Source organism: Corallococcus praedator (assembly GCF_003612125.1).
Lineage (GTDB): Bacteria > Myxococcota > Myxococcia > Myxococcales > Myxococcaceae > Corallococcus > Corallococcus praedator.
In genome coordinates this window covers 1-23,760 of sequence record NZ_RAWI01000041.1, presented here as the reverse complement: position 1 = coordinate 23,760, position 23,760 = coordinate 1, and the positions used below count along the sequence as shown (strand labels likewise).

Here is a 23,760-nt window from a genome sequence, read left to right as displayed (position 1 = left end):
GGCGTATTCCCAGATGTGTCGGTCCGTGAAGAGAAGCGGCGGGTGACCGGGCACCCGTCCCGCTTCAACCCGCATCCTTCCGGACGCGTGGCATTAGGTAACGGGTCCGCGCCACGCATAGTCTTTGGGTCAACAAGGAGCCCTGCCTCAATGTCTCAGTCGCTGCTCGCCACGGATGGCTACAAGTTCAGCATGGCGGAGGCCGGCTGGCCCCTGCGGAAGGAAACGTTCTACTACTCGCACCGCAAGGGCGGGCCCCAGGTGATGCCGCTGGACTTGGAGGCGTACGTGCGCAGGCTGCTGCCCGTGCCCCAGCCGGAGGACTACGCCTTCCTCGCGCAGCACGACTACGAGATGGGCGTGGGCTTCAAGGCGGCCATCCTGCGCACGGAGCGCTTGTCCGTGCGCGCCGTCCCCCGGGGCGCGGTGTTCCTGCCGCGCGAGCCCATCCTCACGCTCACCGGCCCCTCCGCGCTGGTGTCCTGGCTGGAGCCGCTGCTGTTGCAGCTCAACTACCGCATCCAGGTGGCCACGCAGGCGCTGCAGGACCGGGAGGCGCTGGCGCGCTCGCTCACCACGGTGACGTGCGAGGAGGAGAAGCGCATCGCCCTGGAGACGCTGGACCAGGTGGGCGTGAAGGCCATGCCCATCCGGGTGGACACGGAGGGCTATGTCCAGCGCGTGCGGGCGCAGGTGAAGGAGCTGGTGGACCTGGTCGAGGACCCGTCCCGCATCTTCGAGGTGGGCCTGCGCGCGGCCACCTGCCTGGAGCAGCACGAGCTGGCCCTGCGCGCCTGTCAGGACGCGGGCGTGCAGCGCACGAGCAACGTGGAGGGCGCGCGCGTGCTGGGGATGATCCCCGTGGGCACCATGGGCCACGAGCACGTGCAGCGCTACGGCTCCGACGACGCGGCCTTCCGCGCGATGCACGAGCGGCGGCCGCAGCGCTCCAGCTACCTCTTGGACACCTTCGACACGCTCACGTCGGGCATCCCGGCCGCGTTCAAGCTCATCTCGGAGGAGCCGCAGGGCGGGGACTCCATCCGGTTCGACTCCGGCAACAAGAAGCTCCAGTACCTGTACGCGGTGACGCGCGCCAAGGACATGGGCATCAAGCCGGTGCTCATCCTGGAGGACGGCCTGGACGCGCAGATGACGCGCGAGTTCGAGGAGCTGCGCAGGCAGGTGGGCTGGGAGCCGACGGCGCAGTTCTACGGCTACGGCGGCCACATCGTCGCGCGGACGATGTCGCACGCGCTGACGCGTGACCGGGTGGCGGCCGTCTACAAGCTGTCGTGCACGGGCGCGACGCCGGTGATGAAGTTCGGCAACGAACTGACCGAAGGCAAGCAGAGCGTCCCCGGCACGCCCATCATCTTCCGCCGCCGCACCGGCACGGGGCCGCTGGGGCTGGTGGGACAGGCGGGTGAGGCGACCCCCCAGGGCTACTTCCCGCTGATGGAGGCGGAGGCCGGGACGCCGTCGCTTTCGGGCGTGGAGGGCGTGGCGCCGGAGGAGCAGCGCATCGGCTACACTGCGACCACGCAGGCGCTGGTGGAATCGCTCACGCGGCGCCACTTCCCGCAGGGCCGCTGACGCTTCCGGTAGGACGACGGGGCGGGCGGGGCCAGGCGGTCTGGAGAAGACGTCATGTTTCTGCCCCTCCCCGGGTTTCTCGACATCCACCGCGTCGGTGAGCTGTACCTGGAGCGCGTGGCGGAGGTCTCCGCGGAGGCCTTCCGCTACGCCGCCGAGCACCGCGTGCGTCCGGCCCGCGAGGACCCCATCCGCGTCGCGGCGTTCGGCATCGACGTGCAGGTGGGCTTCTGCCTGCCCGGCGCGGCCCTCTTCGTCCCTGGCGCGGTGGAGGACACCTCGCGCGCGCTGCTGTGGATGTACACGAACCTGGCGCACATCACGGAGCTGGTGTTCTCGCTGGACACCCACCGCGTGTTTCAAATCTTCCATCCGGCGTGGTGGAAGGACGCGGAGGGCCGTCCGCCCGCGCCCATGACGGTCATCACCGCGAAGGACGTGCGCAGTGGCCGCTGGCGCCCCACGCGCCACCCCCAGGAGAGCCTGGCGTACTGCGAGCAGTTGGAGGCGAGCGGCCGGTACGTGCTCAACATCTGGCCGTACCACTCGCTGCTGGGCGGAATGAGCCACGCGCTGATGCCGGCGATGTACGAGGCCAGCCTCTTCCACGCGCTCGTGCGCGACACGCCCACCCGGTTCGACCTGAAGGGCGAGAACCCGCTGACGGAGAGCTACTCCGTGATGTCGCCGGAGGTGAAGGAGGTGAACGGCCAGCGCGTGGGCGAGTTCAACCAGGGCCTCATGGATCACCTGATGACGTTCGACCGCGTGTATGTCTTCGGGCAGGCCAGCTCCCACTGCGTGCTGTCCACGCTGCGGGACCTGCAGCAGTACCTGGAGCGCACGGACCCGTCGAAGCTGTCGCGCATCCACATCCTGGAGGACGCGATGAGCCCCGTGCCCGCGCCCCCGTTGAGCCCGCTGCCCGCGGCGCTGGACTTCCCCCGCATCGCGAAGGAGGCGCTGGAGGGCTTCCGCGCCGCCGGGATGCGCGTGGTGCGCACGACGGACGGGGTGGGCGAGTAACGGGGGCGGCTACCGGCCCAGCCGGCCCATGGCCCAGCGCGCCGTCGCTTCGCGCAGGGTGTCGTGGGCGCTGGCGCCGGGACGGGCCTGTGCGTTCAGCTCCACCACGTCGCGGAAGAGCGACATGTCCAGCAGGGCATCCGCGTGCACGCTGCCCGTGAAGAGCACCACCTGGGTGCCATGCTCGCGCGCCAGCCGCGCGAGCGCGCCAGGGCCCTTGCCCAGCCACGTCTGCCGGTCGAAGCGCCCCTCGCCGGTGAGCACCAGGTCCGCGAGCAGCACGCGCCGCTCCAGCCCCAGCGCCCGCGACACCATGACGTAGCCGGACGTCAGCTTCGCGCCCGTGAGGGCGGCCAGCCCGTAGCCCATGCCTCCCGCCGCGCCCGCGCCCGGCGTCGACGCGGCGGATTCACCCGCCACGCGCGCGAAGGTGGCGAGCGCCGCTTCCAGTTCCTCCACCGCTTCCGGTGACGCGCCCTTCTGCGGACCGAAGAGGCGCGCGGCGCCGTCCTCACCCAGCAGCGGCGTGATGACGTCCGTGGCCGCCAGCAGCTCCACCTTGCCCAGGCGGGGATGCCTTGCGTCCGACTCCACGCGCGCGAGCTTCGCGAGGGAGGCGCCCCCAGGGGGCAGCGGGTTTCCCTGCGCATCCAGGAAGCGGTAGCCCAGGGCCTCCAGCGCGCCCTTGCCGCCATCCGTGCTGGCGCTGCCGCCCAGGCCGACGATGAGCCGCTCGCAGCCCTCGTCCAGGGCCGCGCGCATGAGCTCGCCCGTGCCGTAGGTGCACGCGGCGCGGGCATCCCGTGCTTCGGGCGGCACCCGCGACAGGCCCGACGCCGCCGCCATCTCCACCACCGCGGTGCGGCCGTCCTCCAGGCGTGCCCACGCGGCCTCCACCGGGGCGCCCATCGGGCCTCGCACGGTGCGCAGCCGCCGCTCGCCGCGCCCGCCCGCGAGCAACGCGTCCACCGTGCCGGGACCTCCGTCCGCGAGCGGTGCCACGTCCAGCACCACGTCCATGGACGCCTGCCGCAGCCCTTCCGCCATGGCGGCCGAGGCCTCGGCGGCGCTCAGGGTGCCCTTGAACTCCTGGGGCGCGATGAGCCAGCGCGGACGGATCACGTGCGGAGCCCCGCCGATGCGCAAGGCGTGGAACGGTGCGATGCCGTGAAGGAGGACTTCGCGAACACGACGGCGCTCCGGTGGGCGTTCAGCCACCGCGTCTGCAGCATGGACTTCACGGTTCCTCCCGGGCCGGGGCGGTACGTGCCTCGGCATACCATTCCAGGAGGGGACGGGGGCCCTGGAGCGACGGCATCACCCGCTGTGAAATGCGCTCCAGCCGGAGCAACAGACGCGTCACTTCCTCGGAGGGCTGTCGGGCCGGGCCGCGGATCCGTTCACAGAAGAACGTCCGGCAGCCGAACGGGCGGTCCGCGTACACCGTGCAGCGCTTTCCCGCCGCGTCCAGGAACGGGCAGCCCCCATCCGCGCGGGGCGGGGGGAGCGACCGGCCCCGGGAGAGGACTTCCCACTCGGGACGCCACAACCAGGGCTGCCGCTTCGTGGTGGCCAGCTGGCAGCACTCGCCGCTGGAGGGGCAGGAGTAGGGGACGTACGCTGCGTCCGCCTGACGGTAGACGGTGCGCGTCTCCTGCATGGCGCGCTCCAGCTCCCGCGTACCGGACGCGGGGGCTTCGTCGTCTGCGTCGTCCCAGTCCCGGCGCGCCATCTCAACCGTTCTCGTACGTCGGGGTCCGAAGGACGGACCCCTTGGGTCCTACCCTAACTCACAGCATGCGCAGCACGAAACATTTGAGGTAGCGCGTCTCGCGCAGGTTGAGGAGCACGGGGTGATCCCGACCTGCACCACGCCGTTCGATGATCTGCACGCGGCGGCGCGCGTCCGACGCGGCGGAGGCGAGCATGTCCTCGAAGGCCTGTTCGTCCACGTGGTAGGTGCAGCTGGCCGTGATGAGGATTCCGCCCGGGCGCAACAGCTGGAAGGCGCGCAGGTTGAGTTCGTTGTAGCCGCGCACCGCCGCCGGGATGGCGTCCTTGTTCTTCGCGAACGAGGGCGGATCCAACACGATGGTGTCGAAGCGCTTGCCCTCGTCCACCGCGTCGCGCAGGAAGTCGAACGCGTTGCCCGTCACCACGTCCAGGTTGGTGAGCTTGTTGGCCTGGGCGTTCTCCTTCAGCTGCGCGGAGGCCGCGTCGGAAATCTCCACCGCGGTGACGTGCTTCGCCTTCGTGGCCAGCTGGAGCGCGAAGCCGCCCACGTAGCTGAAGCAGTCGAGCGCGTCGCCGAAGGCGTAGTGCGCCGCCATCACGTGGTTCTCGCGCTGGTCCAGGAAGGCGCCCGTCTTCTGGCCTTCGAGCAGGTCCGCGCGCATGCGCACGAGGCCCTCGTCGAAGGACACGGGCCCCGGCGGCAGCGTTCCGCGCAGGAGGCCCTTCTCCGGCAGCAGGCCCTCCAGGTGGCGCACGCTCACGTCGGAGCGGTTGACGATGCCCTTGGGGTGGAATTGCTCTTCCAACAGGTCCGCGATGAGGTCCTTGCGCTGCTCCATGGCGGGGACGAGGAACTGCACGCTCAGGTAGTCGCCGTAGCGGTCCACCACGAGCCCGGGCAGGCCGTCCGCCTCGCCGTGCACCAGCCGGTACGTCGTCTCACCGGGGAGCGCCAGCTTGCGCAGGGCCTCCGCGGACTGGAGGCGCTTGCGGAAGAACTCCACATCCACCGCGACGTCGTCGTTGGTGAGCCAGCGCAGGGAGATCTTGGACACCTTCGAATAGAAGGCCTTGCCCATGAACCAGCCACGGCCGTCCACCACGCGCACCACTTCGCCGCCCTGGAGGCCGGGGTCGCCGTTGAGGTCCGCGCGGTAGATCCACGGCGGGCCGGCCTGCCAGCGGTCGCTGCCGCGGCGCAGGAGCATCACCTGGGGCGTGCCGTCGGGGCCCAGGTCGGGCGTCTTGCGGTCGGGGTGGTGCTTCTCCGGACGCGAGCCGGGCCTCCCGCTTCCAGGAGGATGGGCGCCCGACCTTGCGCCTCCGGAAGACGCGTCGCCGGGCCTCCCGCGTCCGGGAGGAGGGGAGCCGGGCCGGCCGGAGCGTGGGGGAGAGGAAGGCTTCATGAGGCGTCTCGGAGGGAAAGGGGGCGGGTACAGCCCCGCGCGGCGTATACTCGTAACCCGCGTGAGATTCGAGTACGAGCTGGTCCTTCAACCGATGGCCCCGGGCGGTCCATACGACGCAGCGCGGGTGGATGCCCTCCTGGCGGCAAGGTCAGGGGCCGTCCGCCCGGACGGCGCGCGTGACTGGGCCCTGTCCCAGGGCAACGTGGAGGTGACGCCGCTCCGCGACCAGGGCCGGGTCATGGCCCTGGAGCTGCGCGTGCCCCTGCTGGAACACCCGGACCTCATCCGCGAGGTGCTGAAGGAAGCAGCGGCCCTGGCCCGCGAGGCGAAGCTCCGGCTGTTCGACCCGCAGCTCGGTCAGGTCCTGGCTGCCTCCGACACGGAGCGCGTGGTGGCGCAGTACGCGCGCACGGAGCAGTACGCGCGCACGGCGCCGCGCATGGAGATCACGCCCGGCCTGGCGGAGGCGATGGACGCGGCGGCCCGGTACGCTCCGAAGGGGCCCGGGATGTCGCTGCCCATGAAGCTCATCCTCTTCGGGGTGGGGGGCTTCGCGATCCTCTACTTCGTGATGACGTCCCTGGTCCGGCAGCTCAACGGGGAATGAGTCCACCGGTCCATCTCCAGCGGGAGTGACGGGTGGGTTCCAGGTGGACGGCGGTCCAGCCCCGGGAGCAGGAGAAGCACTTCGTCGTCCTGCGCTGGGTGGGGGAGGGGAATGACCCGCTCCAGGGACTGGACGCGGACGTAGTTCACTGGCGGTCTGGCTGTAGATGAGCGCGGAGGCGGTTCTGGCGTTAACGTGCCGGCGTGCTCAAGGCCCTCGTCATCGTCTGCATCCTGTTGCCCCTGGCGGAGCTGTACCTGCTGATCACCCTCGGGCAGCACATCGGGCTGGGGTCCACGCTCGGGTTGCTTGCCGCTTCCGCCGTGCTGGGAAGCCTCATCGCCCGGAAGCAGGGCGAACGGGTGTTCCGCAACTGGCGTGAGGCGATGGCCGGCGGCGGAGTGCCCGAGGAGGGCCTGCTCAGCGGCGTGCTGGTGATGGTGGGCGGTGCGCTGCTCATCGCGCCGGGGTTCATCTCGGACGTCATCGGGCTGGCGCTGATGGTGCCTCCGGTGCGCCGCTACATGACGGCGCGCGTCCGGCGCTCGCTGGAGCAGACCCTGCGCTCGGGCGCGGTGCGCGTGACGCACTTCGGGGGCGTGGGGCCGACTCCGGACGGACCTCCGTTCGACCCGAACCGGGCGCCGGGGCCCTTCCAGGATGCCCGGCGCTTCGACACCTCGGAGGTGCCCGCTTCGGTGGAGCCGTCCGAGGGGTCCACGACCTTCCGCCGCCCCCGGAGCGAGGGCGGCGAGGTGGACGCGGACTTCACCAGCGACGAGGAACCCCGGGGCTGACGGGCGTCCGCTGGGGCGAGCCCGGTGCGTTCCACCGGGGCGTGACGGGCAGGGGCGCGGGTGCGCTTTCGGGCGTTCCCGACGCGGGGTTGACGGGCAGCCCCAGCGCGACGCGGGCCTCGGGGGCGTAGCGGCCGCTGGGGAACTCCCGCAGGTACTGACGGTATTCGTCCTCGGCGGCCACGGGTTGACGCTGCTTCGTGAAGCAGCGACCCCGGAGGGAGCGGGCCTCCTCGCGGTGGTTCGAGCGGGGACTGGCTTCGGCGATTTCACCCAGGCCCACGAGGAAGCGTCCGCACGTCGTTGCATGGGACTGCAACCGCGCGTAGCCGAGGAAACGCTCGTCGGAGTCGTCCGACAGGAGGCCACCCGGCACGAGCATGCCCAGCGTCTTGCGCCGACGCGGCGGAGGCGGAGGCACCGCCGCGATGGAGGGGGCCTGCACCGCTCCGGGCGTCAACCCGAGAGCGGAGGGCGCGAGCGCATCGCCGGAGGAACCAGGGTAGGGCACGAAGTCATCGTCGGAGGGCGAGGGCCTGGTGGGCGCCGTGGCCACGGCGGTGTCGCTTGCTGATGGCGGGGACTCGGGCGCCGGAGCGATGGCCTCTGTCGGTGGGGCCGGGGCCTCCAATGGATTGGCGGCGGTGGCAAAAGACTGGCGCGGCGCGGAGTTGTTCGTGGGTTGCGACTGCGCGCTCTTGGATGCGACCGCGGTGTCCGGCTTCACCTTCGGGGCAGGGACCACGTCGGTCCGGGTCGGCTCCTTCCGTGAAGACTGCACACTCGCGACGGTGGGGCGAGGCTCGGCGGCCCGCAGGTCGTGGAAGGCCTGACGGTCGCCAGCGGAAAGCGCGCGAGGTCGCAGCGCGCCTCCGGCCTGGGTGAGTTCCACGCGTTCACCCGCGTCCACGAAGCGCGGAGGTTGTCCTTCCGCGTCCACGCGCACGCGGCCTTCGAGCACCGCCACCGCAGCACCCCTGGAGGTGCGCTCCACGGAGAAGACCGTCCCGACGACGGTGACCCGCAGGCCGGCGGACTCCACGAGGAAGCCCTCCCGCCGCGCGTGCGAGGCCGTCACGGAGAGGCGTCCCTGCTGGACCGTGAGGTGCACCGCGTTCGTCTCCGCGCGAGCGAGCAACACGTCCGAGCCGGCCGACAGCCGCACCCGACTTTCGTCTGGAAGGCGCAGCACGGCGGACGCCTTCGGAAGCGTGCGGACCGCCATGCCCGAGCGCAACCGCGTGCCTGACTCAAGCGCGTGCTCCGACCCGGTGACCTCACGCACCACCGCGCCAGTCACGCGCTCCACCTCGGTGGTGGACGCCGCGTCGGCGCGGGCCGCGATGGTTTCCTGGGCCTTCTGTGCATCTCCCGTCGTGGGCGTGGAGCCCGGTCCGGTCGCCACGACCGCCGGATCCTTTCGCGCATCCACTGGTGGATGCGCAGGCGTGGATCCAGACGAACCCTCCACGTCACGCGGAGCCTGCACCGCGACAGTGGACGTCCCCAGCCCCGCGTTCCGCCGCGCCATCAGCGCACTGCCCAGCCACAACACGAGCGCGACAGCACAGGCCCCGGCGAGCGTCAGTGCCCACGGCGACAGGAACCGGCGCTCGGGCATGGCCATCCGCGTCGCCGCGGCGGCCTTCAACCTGGCCCCGGTCTCCTCCCACCGCACGGCGGGCGCCACCTCGCGCGCGGTGTGCAGCAGCGCGCGAGCCTCCACCACCCGCCTCAGCTCATCCGAGCACGCCGCGCAGGCCGCCACGTGCGCCTCCACGCGGGCCTTCGCTCCGGTCTCCAATTCGCCCGCGGCCAGCGCCCACAGGGCCTGGGGCTCATGGCCGGCCATGGGAGCCTCCCACCGGACGGGCGACGACCAGACGCTGCATGGCTTCGGTGAACTCCACTCTCGCGTGGTGCAGGCGGCTGCGCACGGTGTTGACGGAGCTTCCCACGGCCAGGGCGATCTCGTCCGGACTCATGCCGCACAGCTCGTGGTACACGAAGACGATCCGCTTCTTGGGCTTGAGCTTCTCCAGCGCCGCCTCCACCAGCCGGGCCGCCTGACGACGCTCCGCGGCGCGCTCCGGATCCTCCCCCGGGGCCACCACCTCCGGCGGATCCGCGAACGCATCCTCCGGCCGCCTCCGCTTCCAGCGCAGGTGGCTCAGCGCCACGTTGGAGCACACCCGGTAGAGGAACGTGCGGAAGCGCGACTCGCCCCGGAAGCCCTTCACCGCCGTGAGCAGCCGCAGGTACGTCTCCTGGAGCAGGTCCTCCACCTCCACGCGGTTGCCCACCAGGTGGCGCAGCGTTCGCGCCGCGTCCTCGCGCGTGGCCTCATAGAGCTGCTCGAAGGCGGAGAGTTCCCCGGCCTGGATGCGGCGCACCAGGAGGAGCAGGTGGGCTTCGTCCGTGGACTGCTGCGCGCGCGTGGCGCCCTCGCCCGACCCGGCTTCGGGTGGGTTCGCGGCAGCCCACGAGCGTGCTCCACGGATGAACACCGCCGCTTCTCCTTCAAGGTGACGCAGGACGTTCCCCCCATCGAGGAACGCCCTCCAGTCTGTGTCGGTGGTCCAGACGAGCACACTGCCTCCGTGCCCCTGGGTCTCCGGAGAGACGAAAAAAGATCAAAATTATTTGATCGATTCGGCCCCCTCTTGCGTCGAAGCCTCACGAAATCGGATGACCCCCCCGGTGGCCGGTCCGGACCCATCCTATTCCTTTGGAGCCCCCACTCATGAGGAACACCTCGCTTCGCGGCACGCTGTTCGTGCCGTTCCTTGCGCTGTTAGGCCTGTTGTCGGGTTGCATCCTCGATACGCGTGGAGACGGGTACTGGCCTGACGATGACTACGACTACAGCTCCAGCTGCGTGAGTACGTCCGACTGTGGCTCCGACCAGTACTGTCGGGCCGGCAGTTGCTGGGACCTCTCCTCCGACGCCAACTCCTGCGTGTACTCCAGCGAGTGTCCCGGCTCGCAGATGTGCATCAACGGCTGGTGCGCCCAGTCCTGCTACCGCGACTCGGAATGCGGCGCCTCCGGCCGCTGCCAGGACAACTTCTGCACCCCCAAGCCCGGCAGCGGTGGCTCGACGGACGGTGGCACCAAGACGGACGGCGGCACCAAGACGGATGGCGGCACCAAGCCGGATGGCGGCTCCCAGACGGACGGCGGCACCAGGCCGGACGGCGGCTCCCAGACGGACGGCGGCACCGCCCCGACCTGCCGGGTCAATACGGACTGCGGCGCGGACCGCTACTGCATCAACAGCGTCTGCAAGGCCGGGTGTGACACGGATGCCAAGTGCGGCCCCAACGGTGTGTGCATCCAGGGCCTGTGCGAGCCCCGCCAGCAGGACCCCAACGCCTGCACCACGCAGGCCCAGTGCCCGGCCAACAACGACTGCGTGAACGGCCAGTGCCGCTCGCCCTGCACCTCCACCACGGAGTGCTCGGCGGACACCAAGTGCGAGATTGGCTACTGCCTGCCCATCCCCTCCGGTGGCGCGTGCAAGGCCAACTGCGAGTGCCCCGCCGGCCAGGTCTGCACCAGCGGTCAGTGCAAGTCGCCACAGCCGGACCCGGGCCAGTCGTGCCAGGCCAACTGCGACTGCCCCTCCGGTCAGGTCTGCTCCAGCGGCAAGTGCAAGGCGCCCACGCCGGACCCCGGCACGGGCAGCGGCATGTCCTGCACGGTGAACTGCGAGTGCCCGTCCGGTGAGGTCTGCACCAGCGGCAAGTGCAAGCTGCCCCCGACGCAGCCGTCGCAGGACGCCGGCACGTCCGGCTCCGTGTGCCGGGCCAACTGCGAGTGCCCCGCCGGCCAGGCCTGCACCAGCGGCCAGTGCAAGCCCGTGAACAACGGCTCCGGCAAGGTCTGCCAGGCCAACTGCGAGTGCCCGTCCGGCGAGCGCTGCCAGGACAACGTCTGCTGGCTGTAGTCACCGCCAGCAGGTGACGGCTTTCAGCGCGAGGGGGCCACCATGCGCCAGCAGCGGTGGATCTCCTTGCGGTGGAAGTCCTCGGGGATGGAGCGGGGGGTGAGTTCCTCCACCTGCTCCAGGCCCCGGGTCGCGGAGTCCTTCAGTTCGAAGCCCAGGTAGTTCGTGGAGAAGTACAGGACACCTCCGGGCGACAAGAGCGCCTGGAGGTGTTCGAGCATCCGCACGTGGTCGCGCTGCACGTCGAAGTTGCCCGACATCTTCTTCGACGTGGAGAACGACGGCGGGTCGCACACGATGAGGTCGTACCGGTCCTCCCCGTGCCGGGCCTGGTCCTCCAGCCACGCCTTCGCGTCCGCGCGGATGAGCACGTGGCGCGGATCCGCCAGGCCGTTGAGCACCAGGTTGTCCTCCGCCCAGTCCAGGTACGTGTTGGACAGGTCCACGCTCACGCTGCCCCTGGCGCCGCCCGCCGCCGCGTACACCGTGAAGGCGCCCGTGTACGCGAAGAGGTTGAGGAACTGTTTGCCCTTGGCCTCCGTGCGCACGCGCGCGCGGGTGTTGCGGTGGTCCATGAACAGGCCGGTGTCCAGGTAGTCGCCCAGGTTCACCCAGAACTTCAGCCCCTGCTCCTCCACCACCAGCCGCTCGCTGCCCTGGCCCACGCGGCCGTACTGCGAGCGGCCCCAGGGCTGGGGCGTGTGCGTCTTCACGGACGTCTTCTCCGCGGGCACGCCCAGCACGGCGGTGACGGCGGCGAGCACCTCCGCGCGCTCGGAATCCGTGCTGGCGCCCTTCGCGTGGGCCTTGCGGCGCGGATACTCCACGACGTGCGCGTGGTCTCCGTAGAGGTCCACCGCGTAGGAGTACTCCGGGATGTCCCGGTCATAGACGCGGAAGGCGGTGAGCCCCTGCGCGCGGGCCCACTTGCGCAGGCGCTTCGCGTTCTTGCGCAGGCGGTTCTCGAACATGTTCGTGCCCGTCGCCGCCGCGTCCTGTGAGTCCTGCTTGCCTTCGTCCGCCATGCCCCGTCGGTCCTTCCTGTTTCGCACCCGCGCGCCGCCCCTCATATTGCAGGCCGGACGGGAGGCGGGGGAAAACCCGGGGCCATGAGCGTGCACGTCGAGAAGAACGGCCCCGTCACCACCGTCATCCTCCACCGCCCGGAGGTGCGCAACGCGGTGGACCGCGACACGGCGACCGGACTGGCGGATGCCTTCCGCGCCTTCGACGCGGACCCCGACGCGCGCGTGGGCGTGCTCTTCGGCGACGCGGGCACGTTCTGCTCGGGCGCGGACCTGAAGGCCGTGGCGGAAGGGCGCCTGTCGCGCCTGGAGCCGGAAGGGGATGGGCCCATGGGCCCGTCGCGCATGTTGCTGTCCAAGCCGGTGGTGGCGGCCATCTCCGGGCACGCGGTGGCGGGGGGGCTGGAGCTGGCCCTGTGGTGTGATTTGCGCGTGGCGGAGGAGGACGCGGTGCTGGGCGTCTTCTGCCGCCGCTGGGGCGTGCCGCTCATCGACGGGGGCACCGTGCGCCTGCCCCGGCTGATTGGCCTGTCCCGGGCCCTGGACCTCATCCTCACCGGCCGCCCCGTACCCGCGTCCGAAGCGCTGGGCATGGGGCTGGTCAACCGCGTGGTGCCGAAGGGCGAGGCCCGGGCGGCGGCGGAGGCCCTGGCGCACCAACTGGCCGCGTTCCCCCAGGCGTGCATGAAGGCGGACCGGATGTCCGCCTACACGCAGGCCGGGCTGGGCCTGGAAGACGCATTGCGCCAGGAGTTCCAGGAGGGGGTGAAGGTGCTCCAAACGGAGTCCATCGCCGGGGCCACGCGCTTCGCCGGGGGAGCGGGCCGGCACGGCCAGTTCGAGTAGACACCGGAAGGCACCCCGGGAGCGCTGCGCGGCACGTGGGACTGTGTTAGTTCGCGGGCCATGCGCTTCGACACGCTCGCCATCCATGCCGGCCAGGAGCCGGACCCCACCACGGGCGCCATCATGACGCCCGTCTACCTGACCTCCACCTACGTCCAGGACGGGCCGGGGGAGCACAAGGGCTACGAGTACAGCCGCACGCAGAACCCCACGCGCAAGGCCCTGCAGGACTGCCTGGCCGCGCTGGAGGGCGCGAAGTACGGCGCCGCGTTCGCGTCCGGCCTCGCTGGCACCGACATGCTGATGCACATGCTGGAGGTCGGTGACCACGTCATCGTCTCCGACGACGTGTACGGCGGCACCTTCCGGCTCTTCGACAAGGTGTGGAAGCGCGCGGGCATCACGTACTCCTTCGTGGATCTCTCCAAGCCGGAGAACTTCGAAGCGGCCATCACCCCCAAGACGAAGATGGTCTGGGTGGAGACGCCGACCAACCCGATGCTCAAGCTCATCGACCTGGGCCGCATCGCGGAGATCGCCAAGAAGCGCGGCATCCTGTCCGTCGCGGACAACACGTTCATGACGCCGTACTTCCAGAAGCCGCTGGCGCTGGGCTTCGACGTCGTCGCGCACTCCACGACGAAGTACCTCAACGGCCACAGCGACGTGGTGGGCGGCTTCGTGTGCACCAGCCGCGATGACGTCGCGGAGCGGATGTACTTCCTGCAGAACGCGGTGGGCGGCGTGTCCGGCGCCTTCGACAGCTTCCTCGTGCTGCGCGGCGTGAAGACGCTGCACGTGCGCATGGACCGCCACGCGCACAACGCGATGAAGGTCGCCCAGTACCTGTCCACGCACAAGCAGGTGAAGAAGGTCACCTACCCGGGCCTGGAGACGCACCCGCAGCACGCGCTGGCCCGCCAGCAGATGACCGGCTTCGGCGGCATGCTGACGTTCGACATCCACGGCGGCCTGGAGGCGGCGCGCACCTTCCTCAAGGCGGTGAAGGTCTTCGCCTGCGCCGAGTCCCTGGGCGGCGTCGAGTCCCTCATCGAGCACCCCGCCATCATGACCCACGCCTCCGTCCCCAAGGAGACGCGGGAGAAGCTGGGCATCGCGGACGGCTTCATCCGCCTGTCCGTGGGCATCGAGGACTCGCAGGACCTCATCGACGACCTCGCGCAGGCGCTCGACCGGGCGAAGTAGCCCCCGGCCGCACCGTCGCTTCAACGCCGGGCCTTCACGCTCCCCCACACCGGGCGCGTGGAGGCCCTTCGTCGTTTCCGGACCCGGAGCGCGGCCCACGCCTGCCTCCTCTCCAGGCTGCCCGGATGCCCTCCGGGGCAGGGGGAATGTTGGTTGGAACACAACGTTTCCGCCGCGATGCGCAATCGACTGCTTGTCTCCACCGGCCTCCTGGGCGCGTGGCTCGCGACTGGCTGCGAGTCCCCGCCTGTTCCCACTGACTCGGATGACCCTCCCGCCGCGCTCCCCGCGCCGGCGGCGCAAGACGAAGAAGCGTCCCTCGCCGCGGCCAACTGCAACCAGCTCGCCCCCAAGGCGGTGACGGCCAGTGGCGACGACGGCAACGTGGCCGCGAACACGCAGGACGACAACCTGGCCACGCGCTGGAGCGCGCAAGGGCAGGGCGTCTGGCTCCAGATGGACCTGGGCACGGCGCAGTCCCTCACCGGCACCACCATCGCGTGGCACCGGGGCAACGAGCGGCAGAACCACTTCACCATCGCCACCTCCACGGACGGCGCCACCTTCACGCAGGCGTACGCGGGCGACAGCGCCCTCAACGCCTCCGCGCAGACGACGTCCTTCTCCGCTCGCAGCGCGCGCTATGTGCGCATCACCGTCAACGGCAACACGGTGAATGACTGGAACTCCATCGCGGAGACCCGGGCGTGCGCGGCGGGCGCGACTCCCACGCCTCCGTCCTCGTCCGACTCCGGTCCTGTGCTGCCCCGGCTGCCGTACTTGCAGAGCGTGAAGCAGACCTCCGCCATCGTGGCCTTCCGCACGGCCAGCACCTGCACGCCCACCGTTCGCTACGGCGAAGGCACCAGCCTGACGAACACGGTCAGCGCGGGCGTGTCCGGCACGCACCACGCGGTGAAGCTGTCGGACCTGACCGCGGGCCGCACCTACGGCTACGTCGTGTCCGCGTGCGGCAGCACCACGGGCCTGCGCGGGTTCCAGACGTCCACCCCCTCCAGCGCCACGAAGGTGCACTTCACCGCGATGGGTGACTTCGGCACGGGCGGCAGCTACCAGAAGAAGGTGATGGCGGTGATGTCCACGCCCGCGTGGCGTTCGGAGCTGCTGCTGGCCCTGGGCGACAACGCGTATCCGGACGGCACCGACGCGGAGTTCCAGGCGCACCTCTTCACGCCCATGGCCACGCTCTTGCGTCAGGTGCCCATGTTCGCCACGCCCGGCAACCACGAGTACGTGACGAACCAGGCGCAGCCCTACCTGGACAACCTCTACCTGCCGGCCAACAACCCGGCGGGCACGGAGCGCTACTACTCCTTCGACTGGGGCCCGGTGCACTTCATCTCGCTGGACTCCAACTGCGCGGTGGGACTCGCGTCCGCGGACCGGTGCACGCTCGCGGCGCAGAAGGCGTGGGCGGAGAGCGACCTGGCCGCGAACACGCGCCCGTGGACGGTGGCCTTCTTCCACCACCCTTCCTGGTCCAGCGGTGAGCACGGCTCGCAGCTCACCATGCGCCGCCAGTTCGGCCCGCTGTTCGAGAAGTACGGCGTGGACCTGGTGCTCACCGGGCATGACCACGACTACGAGCGCAGCAAGCCCATGTACGGCGACAACGTGGCGTCCGGCAGCCAGCGCGGCATCCCGTACCTCGTGGTGGGCAGTGGCGGCGCGACCCTGCGTCCCTTCGCCACCAGCCAGCCCGCGTGGACCGCGCTGCGCGACAACCAGGCCTACGGCTTCCTGGACGTGACGGTGGACGGCGGCACGCTGACGGCGCGGCTCATCACCTCCAGCAACACCGTGCGCGACACCCTCACCCTGAAGAAGACCCTGGCCAAGAGCGCGGCCCGGACGGCGACCAGCGCGGACGAGGCCGCGGCGGAGGAGGCCCACGACACGCCTCCGGGACCGACGGACGACCGCGCGGAGCCGCGCGTCCTCCGGCCGGTGCCGCCCGCGGACACCCTGGAGTCCGTGGCGGATCCCGAAGAGCCGCTTCCGCAGTAGCCGAAGGGGCCCGCCGGAAGGTAGGGAGGGGCAGACACCGTTCCACCCCTTCCATCGCCGGCGGGCCGGCACACCTTTTCGAGGGACACCATGCGCTACTTCGACGACTTCCCCATCGGTGAGATCATGGAGCTGGGGCCGTATGTGGTGACGCGCGAGGAGATCCTCGCGTTCGCGCACCAGTTCGACCCCCAGCCCTTCCACATCGACGAGGACGCCGCGCGCCAGAGCATCTACGGCGGCATCATCGCCAGCGGCTGGCACACCGCCTCCATCTGCCACAAGCTGCTCGTGCAGGGCCTGCTGAGCACGTCCGCCAGCATGGGCTCCCCGGGCCTGGATGAGCTGCGCTGGAAGAAGCCCGTGCGCCCGGGGGACACCCTCAAGGTGCGCGTCGAGACGCTGGAGGCCCGGCCCTCCACGAGCAAGCCGGACCGGGGCGCCCTCAAGTTCCGCTTCGAGGTCGTCAACCAGCACGGCGAAGTCGTGATGACGGAGCTCGCCAACGCGCTCTTCGCCCGTCGCGCGCCGGCCCCCTGACGAAAACCGGGACACTTTGAGTTCCAGGGGCAACCTGGGCTAGCAATAGCGCCCAAGGAGAAGCCCATGTCCGACAAGAACGAAGTGGTGCCGCCTCCGGCGCCCAGCCGTCTGAAGCGTCCGGTGGAGGTGGTGCGCGCGGAGCTGCTGGCCGACGCGGACGTGAAGCAGCAGGCGGAGATGCTCAAGCTCCCCGTGGAGGCGTACGTGGAGAAGATCCTCGACTACGCCATCCACCCGGACAAGCCGCCCCAGCTCCAGATCATCCCCGACGAGGAGCTGAAGGCGCGCGACCCGAAGATCGCCACGGTGGAGGAGATCGGAACCCACCTGCAGAAGATCATCGACGGGGAGATCGTCATCAGCCCGGCCCAGCAGCGCGACGGCTTCAGCAGCGACAAGAGCCATGATCAGCGCTACAGCGCCGCGCTCGGCTCCGCGCCCAAGCCCGGCGAGCCCGTGGCCCCGAAGCCCGGCACCCCCTCGGATCCGGCCGTCACCAAGAAGGGCCCCATCCGGGGCTGATTTCCGCAACCTCGCGGAACTGCTGGGCTTTTTCCGGATGAATCCTGATTATTCCAGGACCGGAAACTAATCGCCCCTCGGGCCGACAATCCTTCAACGTTTCACTTCGAGGGCCGCCACGCGGTCCTCCCGAAAAGGATCACGACCATGGGCGGCATCGGCAAGGCAATCGGCAAGGTGATGGACATCGTCAAGCCGTTCGTGACGATGGTGAACCCGCTGCTCGGCGCGGCGATGAGCTTCGCCAGCGGCCTGATGCAGGGCAAGAACCCCCTGCAGTCGCTGCTGGGCGCGGCCACCGACCTCATCCCGGGCGGCGGCGTGCTGAAGAACGCCATGGGCATGTTCGCCAACTCCGGCCTGATGGACGGCGCGGGCGGCAACAGCCTGCTGTCCGGCGCGCTGAACCTGGCGACCGGCAAGAGCAAGGTCACGGACGTCATCGGCGACCTGTTCAAGTCGAACAAGAAGAACCCGCTCACCGACATCGGCATGAGCAACACGGCGGAGCTCGCCGCGCAGCGCATGTCGACGTTCCTCGCCTAGTCCATGAAGCCCATTCCCTTCGACCCCAAGCTGCACCACGGGTTGCTCGAGCTGTGGCGCAAGCCATGGGACGAGACCATGACCCCGGATGCCCTTCCTCAGACGGGCTTCGTGGTCCCGGACAAGGCGGCGGGCTTCCTGTACCGGACGGACAGCTCGGTGGCGCTGATCGAAGGGATCATCGCCGCCCCCGGGCTGAGCAAGGAAGTTCGCAACGAGGCCGTCAACGCCATCGTCGCCGCGATTCGCGACGAGGCCCGGCGGCTGGGCTTCAAGCTGCTCCTGGGTTACTCGCAGCTGGACGCCATCATGGAGCGCGCCAAGCGCTTCGGCTTCATCCACGTGGGCCCGGGCTTCCACATGGTGGCCCTGGACCTGACGAAGCCGGATCCCTGACGCGCCGCTGAAGCGCTGGACACGCACGAAGGGCCCGAAGGGAGGTTTCTCCTCCTTCCGGGCCCTCGGTGTTTCCGGCGCCTGCCGCGTCGCCTCAGGCGGCGGTGCGGTGCAGGTAGTCGATGAGGTCGATCTTCGTGACGATGGCGATGACCTTCTCGCCGTCCTTCACCACGGCCACGTTGTCGCGCGCGAAGATTTCACGCAGCCGGTCGATGCTGGCCTCGGCGGCCACGGCGCCCTGGAGCGGGGCGACGATGGGGTCGATGGTGTCCTGGAACTTCACCTTGTTGGCGACCAGGGCGTTGAGCAGGTCGTACTCGTGCACCATGCCCGCGGCGCGCCCGTCGTCGGACACCACCGGCATCTGGCTGATGCCGTGGCTGCGCATCGTCTCCACCACGTGGTCCACGCGGTCCCCGCGCTTCGCCGTCTTCAGCTCGCGCGGCTTCGCGCCGATGATGTCGCGCACGGTGCCGGCGCCCTTCTCCTGCATGAAGCCGTTGTCGCGCATCCACTCGTCGGAGTGGAACTTGGAGATGTAGCTGCTGCCGGAGTCGGGCAGGACGACCACGATGGTCTTGCCCTTGCCAATCTCCTTCGCCAGCTCCACCGCCACGTGCACCGCGGCGCCGGAGGAGCCACCCGCGAAGATGCCCTCCTCGCGCGCGAGCCGGCGGGCCGCGTTGAAGCACTGGCGGTCATCCACCTGGCGCACGTCGTCCACGACGGAGAAGTCCATCGCGCCGCAGAGCATGTCCTCGCCGATGCCTTCCACCTTGTACACGTGCGGCTCGGTGAGCTTGCCCGTCTTGAAGTAGCCCTCGTAGACGGAGCCTTCGGGGTCCACGCCCACGTTCTTCAGGCCGGGGATCTTCTCCTTCAGGAACTTGCCGGCGCCGCTCATCGTGCCGCCGGTGCCCAGGCCCGACACGAAGTAGTCGAACTTGCCCTCGGTCTGCTCGAGGATCTCCGGACCCGTCGTGTGGTAGTGCGCCTCGATGTTGTCCGGGTTGTGGTACTGGTTCAGCATGAACGCGCCGGGCGTCTCCTTGGCCAGCCGCTTGGACGTCTCGTAGTAGCTGCGAGGGTCCTCCGCGGGCACGTTCGTCGGCGTGACGACGACCTGGGCGCCCATGGCCTTCAGGCGGTTGATCTTCTCCAGGGACATCTTGTCCGGCATGGTGAAGATGCACTTGTAGCCCTTCACCGCCGCCGCCAGCGCCACGCCCATGCCGGTGTTGCCGGACGTGTTCTCCACGATGGTGCCGCCGGGCTTGAGCGTGCCCGCCCGTTCGGCCTTCTCGATGATGTAGAGCGCCATGCGGTCCTTGATGGACGCGCCGGGGTTCATGAACTCGCACTTCACGAGCACGGTGGCGTCGTTCGGACCGACCAGCTTGTTGAGCTTCACCAGCGGCGTGTGGCCAATGGCGGTGAGGATGTTCTCTTGGATGTCCATCGTGCGTGGCTTCCCGAAAAGGGGGGTATCGGGGCCTTATACGTGCTCCGCCCCGTCAGGGGGAACATGCCCGGAGGCCCCAGGCTTCCTGACGCGGGAGGACCAAAAGGGTTGCGCTTCCCCGGCCCCGGGCGGCGGCCTTCACGGGGCCCAGGGTCCCCTCGTCGCTTAGGCGACAGGCCGGACGGTCGCCGGGCCAGCGGCCCACGCGGGCTTTGACCCGCCGCGCCGTGCCTCCGATACTCGCGGGCGACTTTCCTTCCCCCGCTGGAGCACCCGTCCGCATGGAACTTGAGGCCGCCCTTCGCGACCAGGTGGGACAGGCCATTGGCCGTCCCGTTCCCGACGCACCCATCACGAAGCTCAAGGGCGAGGCGAGCAGTCGCTCCTACTACCGCGTCGGCGCGCCCCCGGACAGCTGGGTGGCCATGGTGATGCCGCCGGACGCGACCAAGAAGAGCGACGAGGCCACCAAGGGCGAGCCCCCGAAGGAGCTGCCCTTCGTCAACGTCCACCGCTACCTGAGCGGGCTGGGCGTGCGCGTGCCGCGCATCCACCGCTACGACGAGCCCGCCGGCATCATGATCCTGGAGGACCTGAGCGACATCACCTTCGAGTCCGCGCTGGAGGGGGGCCGCCACAACCAGGCGCTCTACACGCGCGCGGTGGAGCTGCTGGCGCGCCTGCGCGTGCAGGCGGAGAAGAAGCAGGATCCGGAGTGCCTGGCCTTCACGCGCGCCTTCGATGAAGACCTGTACGACTGGGAGCTGCACCACTTCCGCGAGTGGGGCCTGGAGGCCTGGAGCGGCAAGAAGCCCACGGACGCGGAGCGCGCCGAACTGGACGCCACGTTCAAGGACATCGCGAAGCAGCTGGCCGCCGCGCCGCGCGGCTTCACGCACCGCGACTACCAGAGCCGCAACATCATGGTGAAGGAGGGCGAGCTCATCGTCATCGACTTCCAGGACGCGCTCCAGGGCCCCCGTCAGTACGACCTGGTGGCGCTGCTGCGCGACAGCTACGTGGAGCTGGACCGCGCGTTCGTGGACACGATGCTGGATGTCTACATCGCCACGTTCGAGAAGGAGAGCGGGGAGAAGATCGACGCGAAGGCCTTCAAGGCGTTCTTCGACCTGCTCACCATCCAGCGCAAGCTGAAGGACGCGGGCCGCTTCGAGTTCATCAACCGCGTGAAGGGCAACCCGGGCTTCCTGGTGTCCATCCCCGCGTCGCTGCGCTACGTGAAGGACGCGTTCGCGCTCCGGCCGGAGCTGTCGAAGCTCCAGACGCTGATTGCGAAGTACGTGCCCGAGCTGGCGGCCTGAGCGCATGAAGGCCATGGTCCTCTGCGCGGGCCTGGGCACGCGCCTGCGCCCGCTCACCGAGCGCTGGCCCAAGCCGGCCATGCCGTTTCTTGGCCAGCCGCTGTTCCGCTACCACCTGGCGGTGCTGAAGGCCGCGGGCGTGACGGCGGTGGGCATCAACACGCACCACCTGCCGGACACGATGGCGAAGGCGGCCCGCGCGGAGTGCGAGCGCGCGGGGCTGTCCCTGCACGTCGTGCACGAGCCCGTCATCCAGGGCACTGGCGGCGGCATCCGCGGCCTGAAGGACTTCCTCGCGGGCGAGGACTTCATCGTGTTCAACGGGGACATCCTCTTCCCGGTGGACCTCAAGCCCGTGGTCGCGGCGCACCGGGAGTCCGGCGCGGTGGCCACGATGGTGCTCCTGCCCATGCCGGAGGGGGAGACGTACGCGGCGGTGGAGGCGGACGCGGGCGGGCAGGTGAAGCGCATCGCGGGGTACGGGCCGGGCGGTGACGGGCTCAAGCCCTGGCACTTCACTGGCGTGCACGTGATGTCCCCCAGCGTGTTCGACTTCATGACGGCCGAGGGCCCCGAGGACATCAACCGCGAGGTCTACGTGCGGGTGATGCAGGCGGGGCTCAAGATTCGCGGGCACGCGGTGGACGCGTACTGGTCCGACCTGGGCATGCCTTCGCGCTACCTGGCCACCGTGCGGGACGTGCTGGAAGGGCGCGTGCCGCTCCAGGCGCTGGGGACGGACTCGCCGCTCGCGGGGCTGAAGGCCGATGCCGCCGGGGCGTGGGTGCATCCGGAGGCCCGCGTCGCGGGGACGGTGCGCGGGCCCGCGTACGTGGGCGCTGGGGCCGTCGTGGATGCGGGCGCCAGCGTGGGCCCAGGCGTGTCGGTGGGCCCGGGGGCGCGGGTAGGGCAGGGGGCCCGGCTGGAGCGCTGCGCCGTGTTCGAGGAGACGCAGGTGGCGCCGGGTGAGGCCCTCACGGAGCTGCTCGCGTGGGGCCCGCACCGGGTGCCCGCTTCGCTCGCGGGCCGCTGATACTTCAGGGCTTTTGCGCTGACGGGGCCCGTCCTCCTGTCGGGAGGCCGGGCCCTGGTCATGTGCTTCAGGCGGCGTGGTAGCGCGCGAGCACGCAGGTGACGTTGTCGTTGCCGCCCGCCGCGTTGGCCAGGTCGATGAGCTGGCCGCACGCCTTCTCCAGCTCCGGCGTGCGCGACAGGATGTCCTGCATCTGCGCGTCGGAGATCATGCCGCTCAGGCCGTCCGAGCACAGCAGGAAGACGTCGTTCTCCAGCGGGTCCACGCGGGTGACGTCCACCTGCACCTGCTCCTTCATCCCCAGCGCGCGCACGATGACGTTCTTGTGGGGGAAGTTCTCAATCTCCTCCGGCGAGAGCTTCTTCGCCTTGAGGTAGTCGTTGAGCAGCGAGTGGTCCTCCGTCACCTGCTGGAGGATGCCACCGCGGAAGAAGTACACCCGGCTGTCGCCCACGTGGCCCACGTAGACCGCGCTGTCCGCGAAGTGCACGGACACGATGGTGGTGCCCATGCCCTTGTACTTGGTGTCCACGGTGGCGCGCTCGAAGATGCGGGCGTTGGCCAGCTTGATGCCGGTGGACAGCCGGTTCTCATCGTAGTTGCGCTGCTTGTCCATCTTGAACGGCCAGGTGGCGTCCTGGTCCTTGGACGTCATGCGGAAGAACTCGCCCAGCTCGTCCACCGCGATGCGGCTGGCGATTTCTCCGGACGAGTGACCGCCCATGCCGTCCGCCACGACCACGAGGTTCTCCTCGGTGAGCACGAGGTAGTTGTCCTCGTTGTGGTTCCGCTTCATCCCGACGTGGGTGCTGCCGGCGACCTCGATGCGCATGCGTGGGGACTCTTCCGGGAGAGGCGTGAAAATCGGGCCGCGACGTTAACAAAGCGGTCGGAAAGGGGTCAAAAAGCTCTCGCCGATGAGGCCCCCCACCCTCCGGGTGTGGGTGGGCGGGGAGGCGGGAGCGATTTTCCTTTTCAGGAGGTAACAGTCTCCGCGGGCGCGAACACCAGCCGGTCACCCTCCTGGGTGCCGCTCGCCAGGAGGACGCCCGAGGGCAGCTCCAGGACCGAGCGGGCGCGGCGGTAGATGGAGGTGGCACGCCAGGGGGGAAGCGCGGACAGTTGCTTGACGATGCGCCCTTCCGCGTCCAGGAAGGCGACGTCGATGGGGATGCGCATGAAGAACGTGTGGATGGAGTTGCAGGGCTCGATGTGCATCCCGGCCCCCATCGGCAGTGAGGCGCGGCCCATGAGGCCCTGGAAGCGCTGGACGAAGGACTCGGCCCGTTCGGCGCGGTCCGCGAGCAGCCGCTGCCGCGTTTCGTTGGTCACCCTCCAGTGCATGTCCCGTGTTCTACCCCATGCTTGAGCCCCTGGCGTCCCCCCTGCATCTGGTCCTGGTCTCCCCCCAGATTCCGCCCAACACGGGCAACGTGGCCCGGCTGTGCGCGGTGACGGGCTGCCGGCTCATCCTGGTGGAGCCCCTGGGGTTCTCCATCGACGACCGAAACCTCAAGCGGGCGGGGCTGGACTACTGGGACAAGGTGTTCCTGAAGCTGTACCCGACCTACGACGCCTACGTGGCGGAGTACCCGGAGGCCCGGCGGTGGCTGTTCTCCGCCCGGGCCCAGACGTCGCTCTACGCGGCCCGGTTCCAGGCGGGGGACCACCTGGTGTTCGGCTCGGAGGTGACGGGGCTGTTGCCGGAGG

General features: G+C 69.9%; 25 protein-coding genes. 16 read left to right on the top strand and 9 right to left on the bottom strand.

Going from position 1 to position 23,760, the window contains the following annotated elements:
- The first annotated feature begins 150 nt into the window (after positions 1-150).
- Positions 151-1,596 carry a nicotinate phosphoribosyltransferase gene (locus D7Y13_RS08155; RefSeq protein WP_120583510.1) on the top strand — a complete coding sequence of 482 codons (1,446 nt, stop codon included), beginning with the start codon at positions 151-153 and terminating at the stop codon, positions 1,594-1,596.
- Between the two features lie 54 nt (positions 1,597-1,650).
- On the top strand, positions 1,651-2,622 hold the full coding sequence (locus D7Y13_RS08150) for a nicotinamidase (protein WP_120532789.1): 972 nt from the start codon (positions 1,651-1,653) through the stop codon (positions 2,620-2,622).
- A gap of 9 nt (positions 2,623-2,631) precedes the next feature.
- Here D7Y13_RS08150 and D7Y13_RS08145 read toward each other — a convergent pair whose 3' ends face one another.
- The 3 genes from D7Y13_RS08145 to D7Y13_RS08135 all read right to left on the bottom strand — a co-directional run bounded on the left by D7Y13_RS08145 (position 2,632) and on the right by D7Y13_RS08135 (position 5,762).
- The gene (locus D7Y13_RS08145; protein ID WP_120583516.1) at positions 2,632-3,744 is read right to left on the bottom strand and encodes a glycerate kinase; all 1,113 of its coding nucleotides are present in this window, start codon (positions 3,742-3,744) and stop codon (positions 2,632-2,634) included.
- 115 nt (positions 3,745-3,859) lie between these two features.
- Positions 3,860-4,354 carry a YkgJ family cysteine cluster protein gene (locus tag D7Y13_RS08140; protein ID WP_120583509.1) on the bottom strand — a complete coding sequence of 165 codons (495 nt, stop codon included), beginning with the start codon at positions 4,352-4,354 and terminating at the stop codon, positions 3,860-3,862.
- Positions 4,355-4,412: 58 nt separating this feature from the next.
- Positions 4,413-5,762: a class I SAM-dependent rRNA methyltransferase gene (locus D7Y13_RS08135; RefSeq protein ID WP_233595521.1), complete on the bottom strand. Its 1,350-nt coding sequence runs from the start codon at positions 5,760-5,762 to the stop codon at positions 4,413-4,415.
- Positions 5,763-5,823: 61 nt separating this feature from the next.
- Here D7Y13_RS08135 and D7Y13_RS08130 point away from each other — a divergent pair, with 61 nt between their 5' ends.
- The 3 genes from D7Y13_RS08130 to D7Y13_RS08120 are packed head-to-tail and all read left to right on the top strand — an operon-like array spanning position 5,824 to position 7,169.
- Positions 5,824-6,372: a hypothetical protein gene (locus D7Y13_RS08130; protein ID WP_233595520.1), complete on the top strand. Its 549-nt coding sequence runs from the start codon at positions 5,824-5,826 to the stop codon at positions 6,370-6,372.
- Positions 6,373-6,404: 32 nt separating this feature from the next.
- Complete coding sequence (locus D7Y13_RS49005; RefSeq protein ID WP_120583508.1) at positions 6,405-6,542, top strand: TIGR02450 family Trp-rich protein; 138 nt, start codon at positions 6,405-6,407, stop codon at positions 6,540-6,542.
- A gap of 33 nt (positions 6,543-6,575) precedes the next feature.
- Positions 6,576-7,169, top strand: a complete 594-nt coding sequence (locus tag D7Y13_RS08120) for an FxsA family protein (protein ID WP_120532783.1) — start codon at positions 6,576-6,578, stop codon at positions 7,167-7,169.
- On the opposite strand, the gene D7Y13_RS08115 is transcribed toward D7Y13_RS08120, so the two are convergent.
- Positions 7,141-9,021 (bottom strand): FecR domain-containing protein, encoded by a 1,881-nt coding sequence (locus D7Y13_RS08115; RefSeq protein WP_120583507.1) that lies wholly within the window; start codon positions 9,019-9,021, stop codon positions 7,141-7,143. The genes D7Y13_RS08120 and D7Y13_RS08115 overlap by 29 nt on opposite strands.
- Positions 9,008-9,676, bottom strand: a complete 669-nt coding sequence (locus D7Y13_RS08110; RefSeq protein ID WP_120532781.1) for an RNA polymerase sigma factor — start codon at positions 9,674-9,676, stop codon at positions 9,008-9,010. The genes D7Y13_RS08115 and D7Y13_RS08110 overlap by 14 nt, the downstream gene beginning before the upstream one ends.
- Positions 9,677-9,912: 236 nt before the next feature.
- Between D7Y13_RS08110 and D7Y13_RS08105 the strand changes: the two genes are divergently transcribed.
- Positions 9,913-11,118 (top strand): DUF7107 domain-containing protein, encoded by a 1,206-nt coding sequence (locus D7Y13_RS08105; protein ID WP_120583506.1) that lies wholly within the window; start codon positions 9,913-9,915, stop codon positions 11,116-11,118.
- Between the two features lie 23 nt (positions 11,119-11,141).
- Here the strand turns inward: D7Y13_RS08105 and D7Y13_RS08100 are convergent, their stop codons facing one another.
- A complete protein-coding gene (locus D7Y13_RS08100; protein ID WP_199732756.1) occupies positions 11,142-12,143 on the bottom strand; it encodes a class I SAM-dependent methyltransferase in 1,002 nt (333 codons plus the stop codon).
- 84 nt (positions 12,144-12,227) lie between these two features.
- On the opposite strand from D7Y13_RS08100, the gene D7Y13_RS08095 reads away from it, so the two are divergent.
- From D7Y13_RS08095 to D7Y13_RS08065, 7 genes are all read left to right on the top strand, one after another.
- A complete protein-coding gene (locus tag D7Y13_RS08095) occupies positions 12,228-12,989 on the top strand; it encodes a crotonase/enoyl-CoA hydratase family protein (RefSeq protein WP_120583504.1) in 762 nt (253 codons plus the stop codon).
- 60 nt (positions 12,990-13,049) lie between these two features.
- Positions 13,050-14,195 carry a cystathionine gamma-synthase gene (locus D7Y13_RS08090; protein ID WP_120532777.1) on the top strand — a complete coding sequence of 382 codons (1,146 nt, stop codon included), beginning with the start codon at positions 13,050-13,052 and terminating at the stop codon, positions 14,193-14,195.
- Positions 14,196-14,372: 177 nt separating this feature from the next.
- Entirely contained in the window at positions 14,373-16,223 is a 1,851-nt protein-coding gene (locus tag D7Y13_RS08085) for a discoidin domain-containing protein (protein ID WP_120583503.1), read from the top strand.
- 90 nt (positions 16,224-16,313) lie between these two features.
- Positions 16,314-16,763, top strand: coding sequence for a MaoC family dehydratase (locus D7Y13_RS08080; protein WP_120532775.1), 450 nt, complete (start codon positions 16,314-16,316; stop codon positions 16,761-16,763).
- A gap of 66 nt (positions 16,764-16,829) precedes the next feature.
- A complete protein-coding gene (locus tag D7Y13_RS08075) occupies positions 16,830-17,288 on the top strand; it encodes a hypothetical protein (RefSeq protein WP_120583502.1) in 459 nt (152 codons plus the stop codon).
- 147 nt (positions 17,289-17,435) lie between these two features.
- Positions 17,436-17,834, top strand: a complete 399-nt coding sequence (locus D7Y13_RS08070) for a hypothetical protein (RefSeq protein ID WP_120532773.1) — start codon at positions 17,436-17,438, stop codon at positions 17,832-17,834.
- A 3-nt stretch (positions 17,835-17,837) separates the two neighbouring features.
- Positions 17,838-18,230, top strand: a complete 393-nt coding sequence (locus tag D7Y13_RS08065; protein ID WP_120532772.1) for a hypothetical protein — start codon at positions 17,838-17,840, stop codon at positions 18,228-18,230.
- 94 nt (positions 18,231-18,324) lie between these two features.
- Here D7Y13_RS08065 and D7Y13_RS08060 read toward each other — a convergent pair whose 3' ends face one another.
- A complete protein-coding gene (locus tag D7Y13_RS08060) occupies positions 18,325-19,692 on the bottom strand; it encodes a pyridoxal-phosphate dependent enzyme (protein WP_120583501.1) in 1,368 nt (455 codons plus the stop codon).
- A gap of 284 nt (positions 19,693-19,976) precedes the next feature.
- On the opposite strand from D7Y13_RS08060, the gene D7Y13_RS08055 reads away from it, so the two are divergent.
- Positions 19,977-21,017 (top strand): aminoglycoside phosphotransferase family protein, encoded by a 1,041-nt coding sequence (locus D7Y13_RS08055; protein ID WP_120583500.1) that lies wholly within the window; start codon positions 19,977-19,979, stop codon positions 21,015-21,017.
- A 4-nt stretch (positions 21,018-21,021) separates the two neighbouring features.
- Entirely contained in the window at positions 21,022-22,050 is a 1,029-nt protein-coding gene (locus D7Y13_RS08050) for a nucleotidyltransferase family protein (protein WP_120583499.1), read from the top strand.
- Between the two features lie 67 nt (positions 22,051-22,117).
- Here the strand turns inward: D7Y13_RS08050 and D7Y13_RS08045 are convergent, their stop codons facing one another.
- Both D7Y13_RS08045 and D7Y13_RS08040 read right to left on the bottom strand, forming a co-directional pair.
- On the bottom strand, positions 22,118-22,882 hold the full coding sequence (locus D7Y13_RS08045; protein WP_120532768.1) for a Stp1/IreP family PP2C-type Ser/Thr phosphatase: 765 nt from the start codon (positions 22,880-22,882) through the stop codon (positions 22,118-22,120).
- A gap of 143 nt (positions 22,883-23,025) precedes the next feature.
- Positions 23,026-23,394 (bottom strand): DUF192 domain-containing protein, encoded by a 369-nt coding sequence (locus tag D7Y13_RS08040; protein ID WP_120532767.1) that lies wholly within the window; start codon positions 23,392-23,394, stop codon positions 23,026-23,028.
- A gap of 17 nt (positions 23,395-23,411) precedes the next feature.
- On the opposite strand from D7Y13_RS08040, the gene D7Y13_RS08035 reads away from it, so the two are divergent.
- The coding region (locus D7Y13_RS08035; RefSeq protein ID WP_120630653.1) for a tRNA (cytidine(34)-2'-O)-methyltransferase at positions 23,412-23,760 on the top strand (349 nt) is incomplete at its 3' end.

Coding starts and splice junctions, on each gene's coding strand:
- D7Y13_RS08060 (WP_120583501.1), bottom strand. CDS start 19,692: ATGGACATCCAAGAGAACATCCTCACCGCCATTGGCCACACGCCGCTG.
- D7Y13_RS08080 (WP_120532775.1), top strand. CDS start 16,314: ATGCGCTACTTCGACGACTTCCCCATCGGTGAGATCATGGAGCTGGGG.
- D7Y13_RS08155 (WP_120583510.1), top strand. CDS start 151: ATGTCTCAGTCGCTGCTCGCCACGGATGGCTACAAGTTCAGCATGGCG.
- D7Y13_RS08095 (WP_120583504.1), top strand. CDS start 12,228: ATGAGCGTGCACGTCGAGAAGAACGGCCCCGTCACCACCGTCATCCTC.
- D7Y13_RS08085 (WP_120583503.1), top strand. CDS start 14,373: ATGCGCAATCGACTGCTTGTCTCCACCGGCCTCCTGGGCGCGTGGCTC.
- D7Y13_RS08115 (WP_120583507.1), bottom strand. CDS start 9,021: ATGGCCGGCCATGAGCCCCAGGCCCTGTGGGCGCTGGCCGCGGGCGAA.
- D7Y13_RS08075 (WP_120583502.1), top strand. CDS start 16,830: ATGTCCGACAAGAACGAAGTGGTGCCGCCTCCGGCGCCCAGCCGTCTG.
- D7Y13_RS08105 (WP_120583506.1), top strand. CDS start 9,913: ATGAGGAACACCTCGCTTCGCGGCACGCTGTTCGTGCCGTTCCTTGCG.
- D7Y13_RS08100 (WP_199732756.1), bottom strand. CDS start 12,143: ATGGCGGACGAAGGCAAGCAGGACTCACAGGACGCGGCGGCGACGGGC.
- D7Y13_RS08090 (WP_120532777.1), top strand. CDS start 13,050: ATGCGCTTCGACACGCTCGCCATCCATGCCGGCCAGGAGCCGGACCCC.
- D7Y13_RS08065 (WP_120532772.1), top strand. CDS start 17,838: ATGAAGCCCATTCCCTTCGACCCCAAGCTGCACCACGGGTTGCTCGAG.
- D7Y13_RS08140 (WP_120583509.1), bottom strand. CDS start 4,354: ATGGCGCGCCGGGACTGGGACGACGCAGACGACGAAGCCCCCGCGTCC.
- D7Y13_RS08150 (WP_120532789.1), top strand. CDS start 1,651: ATGTTTCTGCCCCTCCCCGGGTTTCTCGACATCCACCGCGTCGGTGAG.
- D7Y13_RS08055 (WP_120583500.1), top strand. CDS start 19,977: ATGGAACTTGAGGCCGCCCTTCGCGACCAGGTGGGACAGGCCATTGGC.
- D7Y13_RS08045 (WP_120532768.1), bottom strand. CDS start 22,882: ATGCGCATCGAGGTCGCCGGCAGCACCCACGTCGGGATGAAGCGGAAC.
- D7Y13_RS08070 (WP_120532773.1), top strand. CDS start 17,436: ATGGGCGGCATCGGCAAGGCAATCGGCAAGGTGATGGACATCGTCAAG.
- D7Y13_RS08135 (WP_233595521.1), bottom strand. CDS start 5,762: ATGAAGCCTTCCTCTCCCCCACGCTCCGGCCGGCCCGGCTCCCCTCCT.
- D7Y13_RS08050 (WP_120583499.1), top strand. CDS start 21,022: ATGAAGGCCATGGTCCTCTGCGCGGGCCTGGGCACGCGCCTGCGCCCG.
- D7Y13_RS08040 (WP_120532767.1), bottom strand. CDS start 23,394: ATGCACTGGAGGGTGACCAACGAAACGCGGCAGCGGCTGCTCGCGGAC.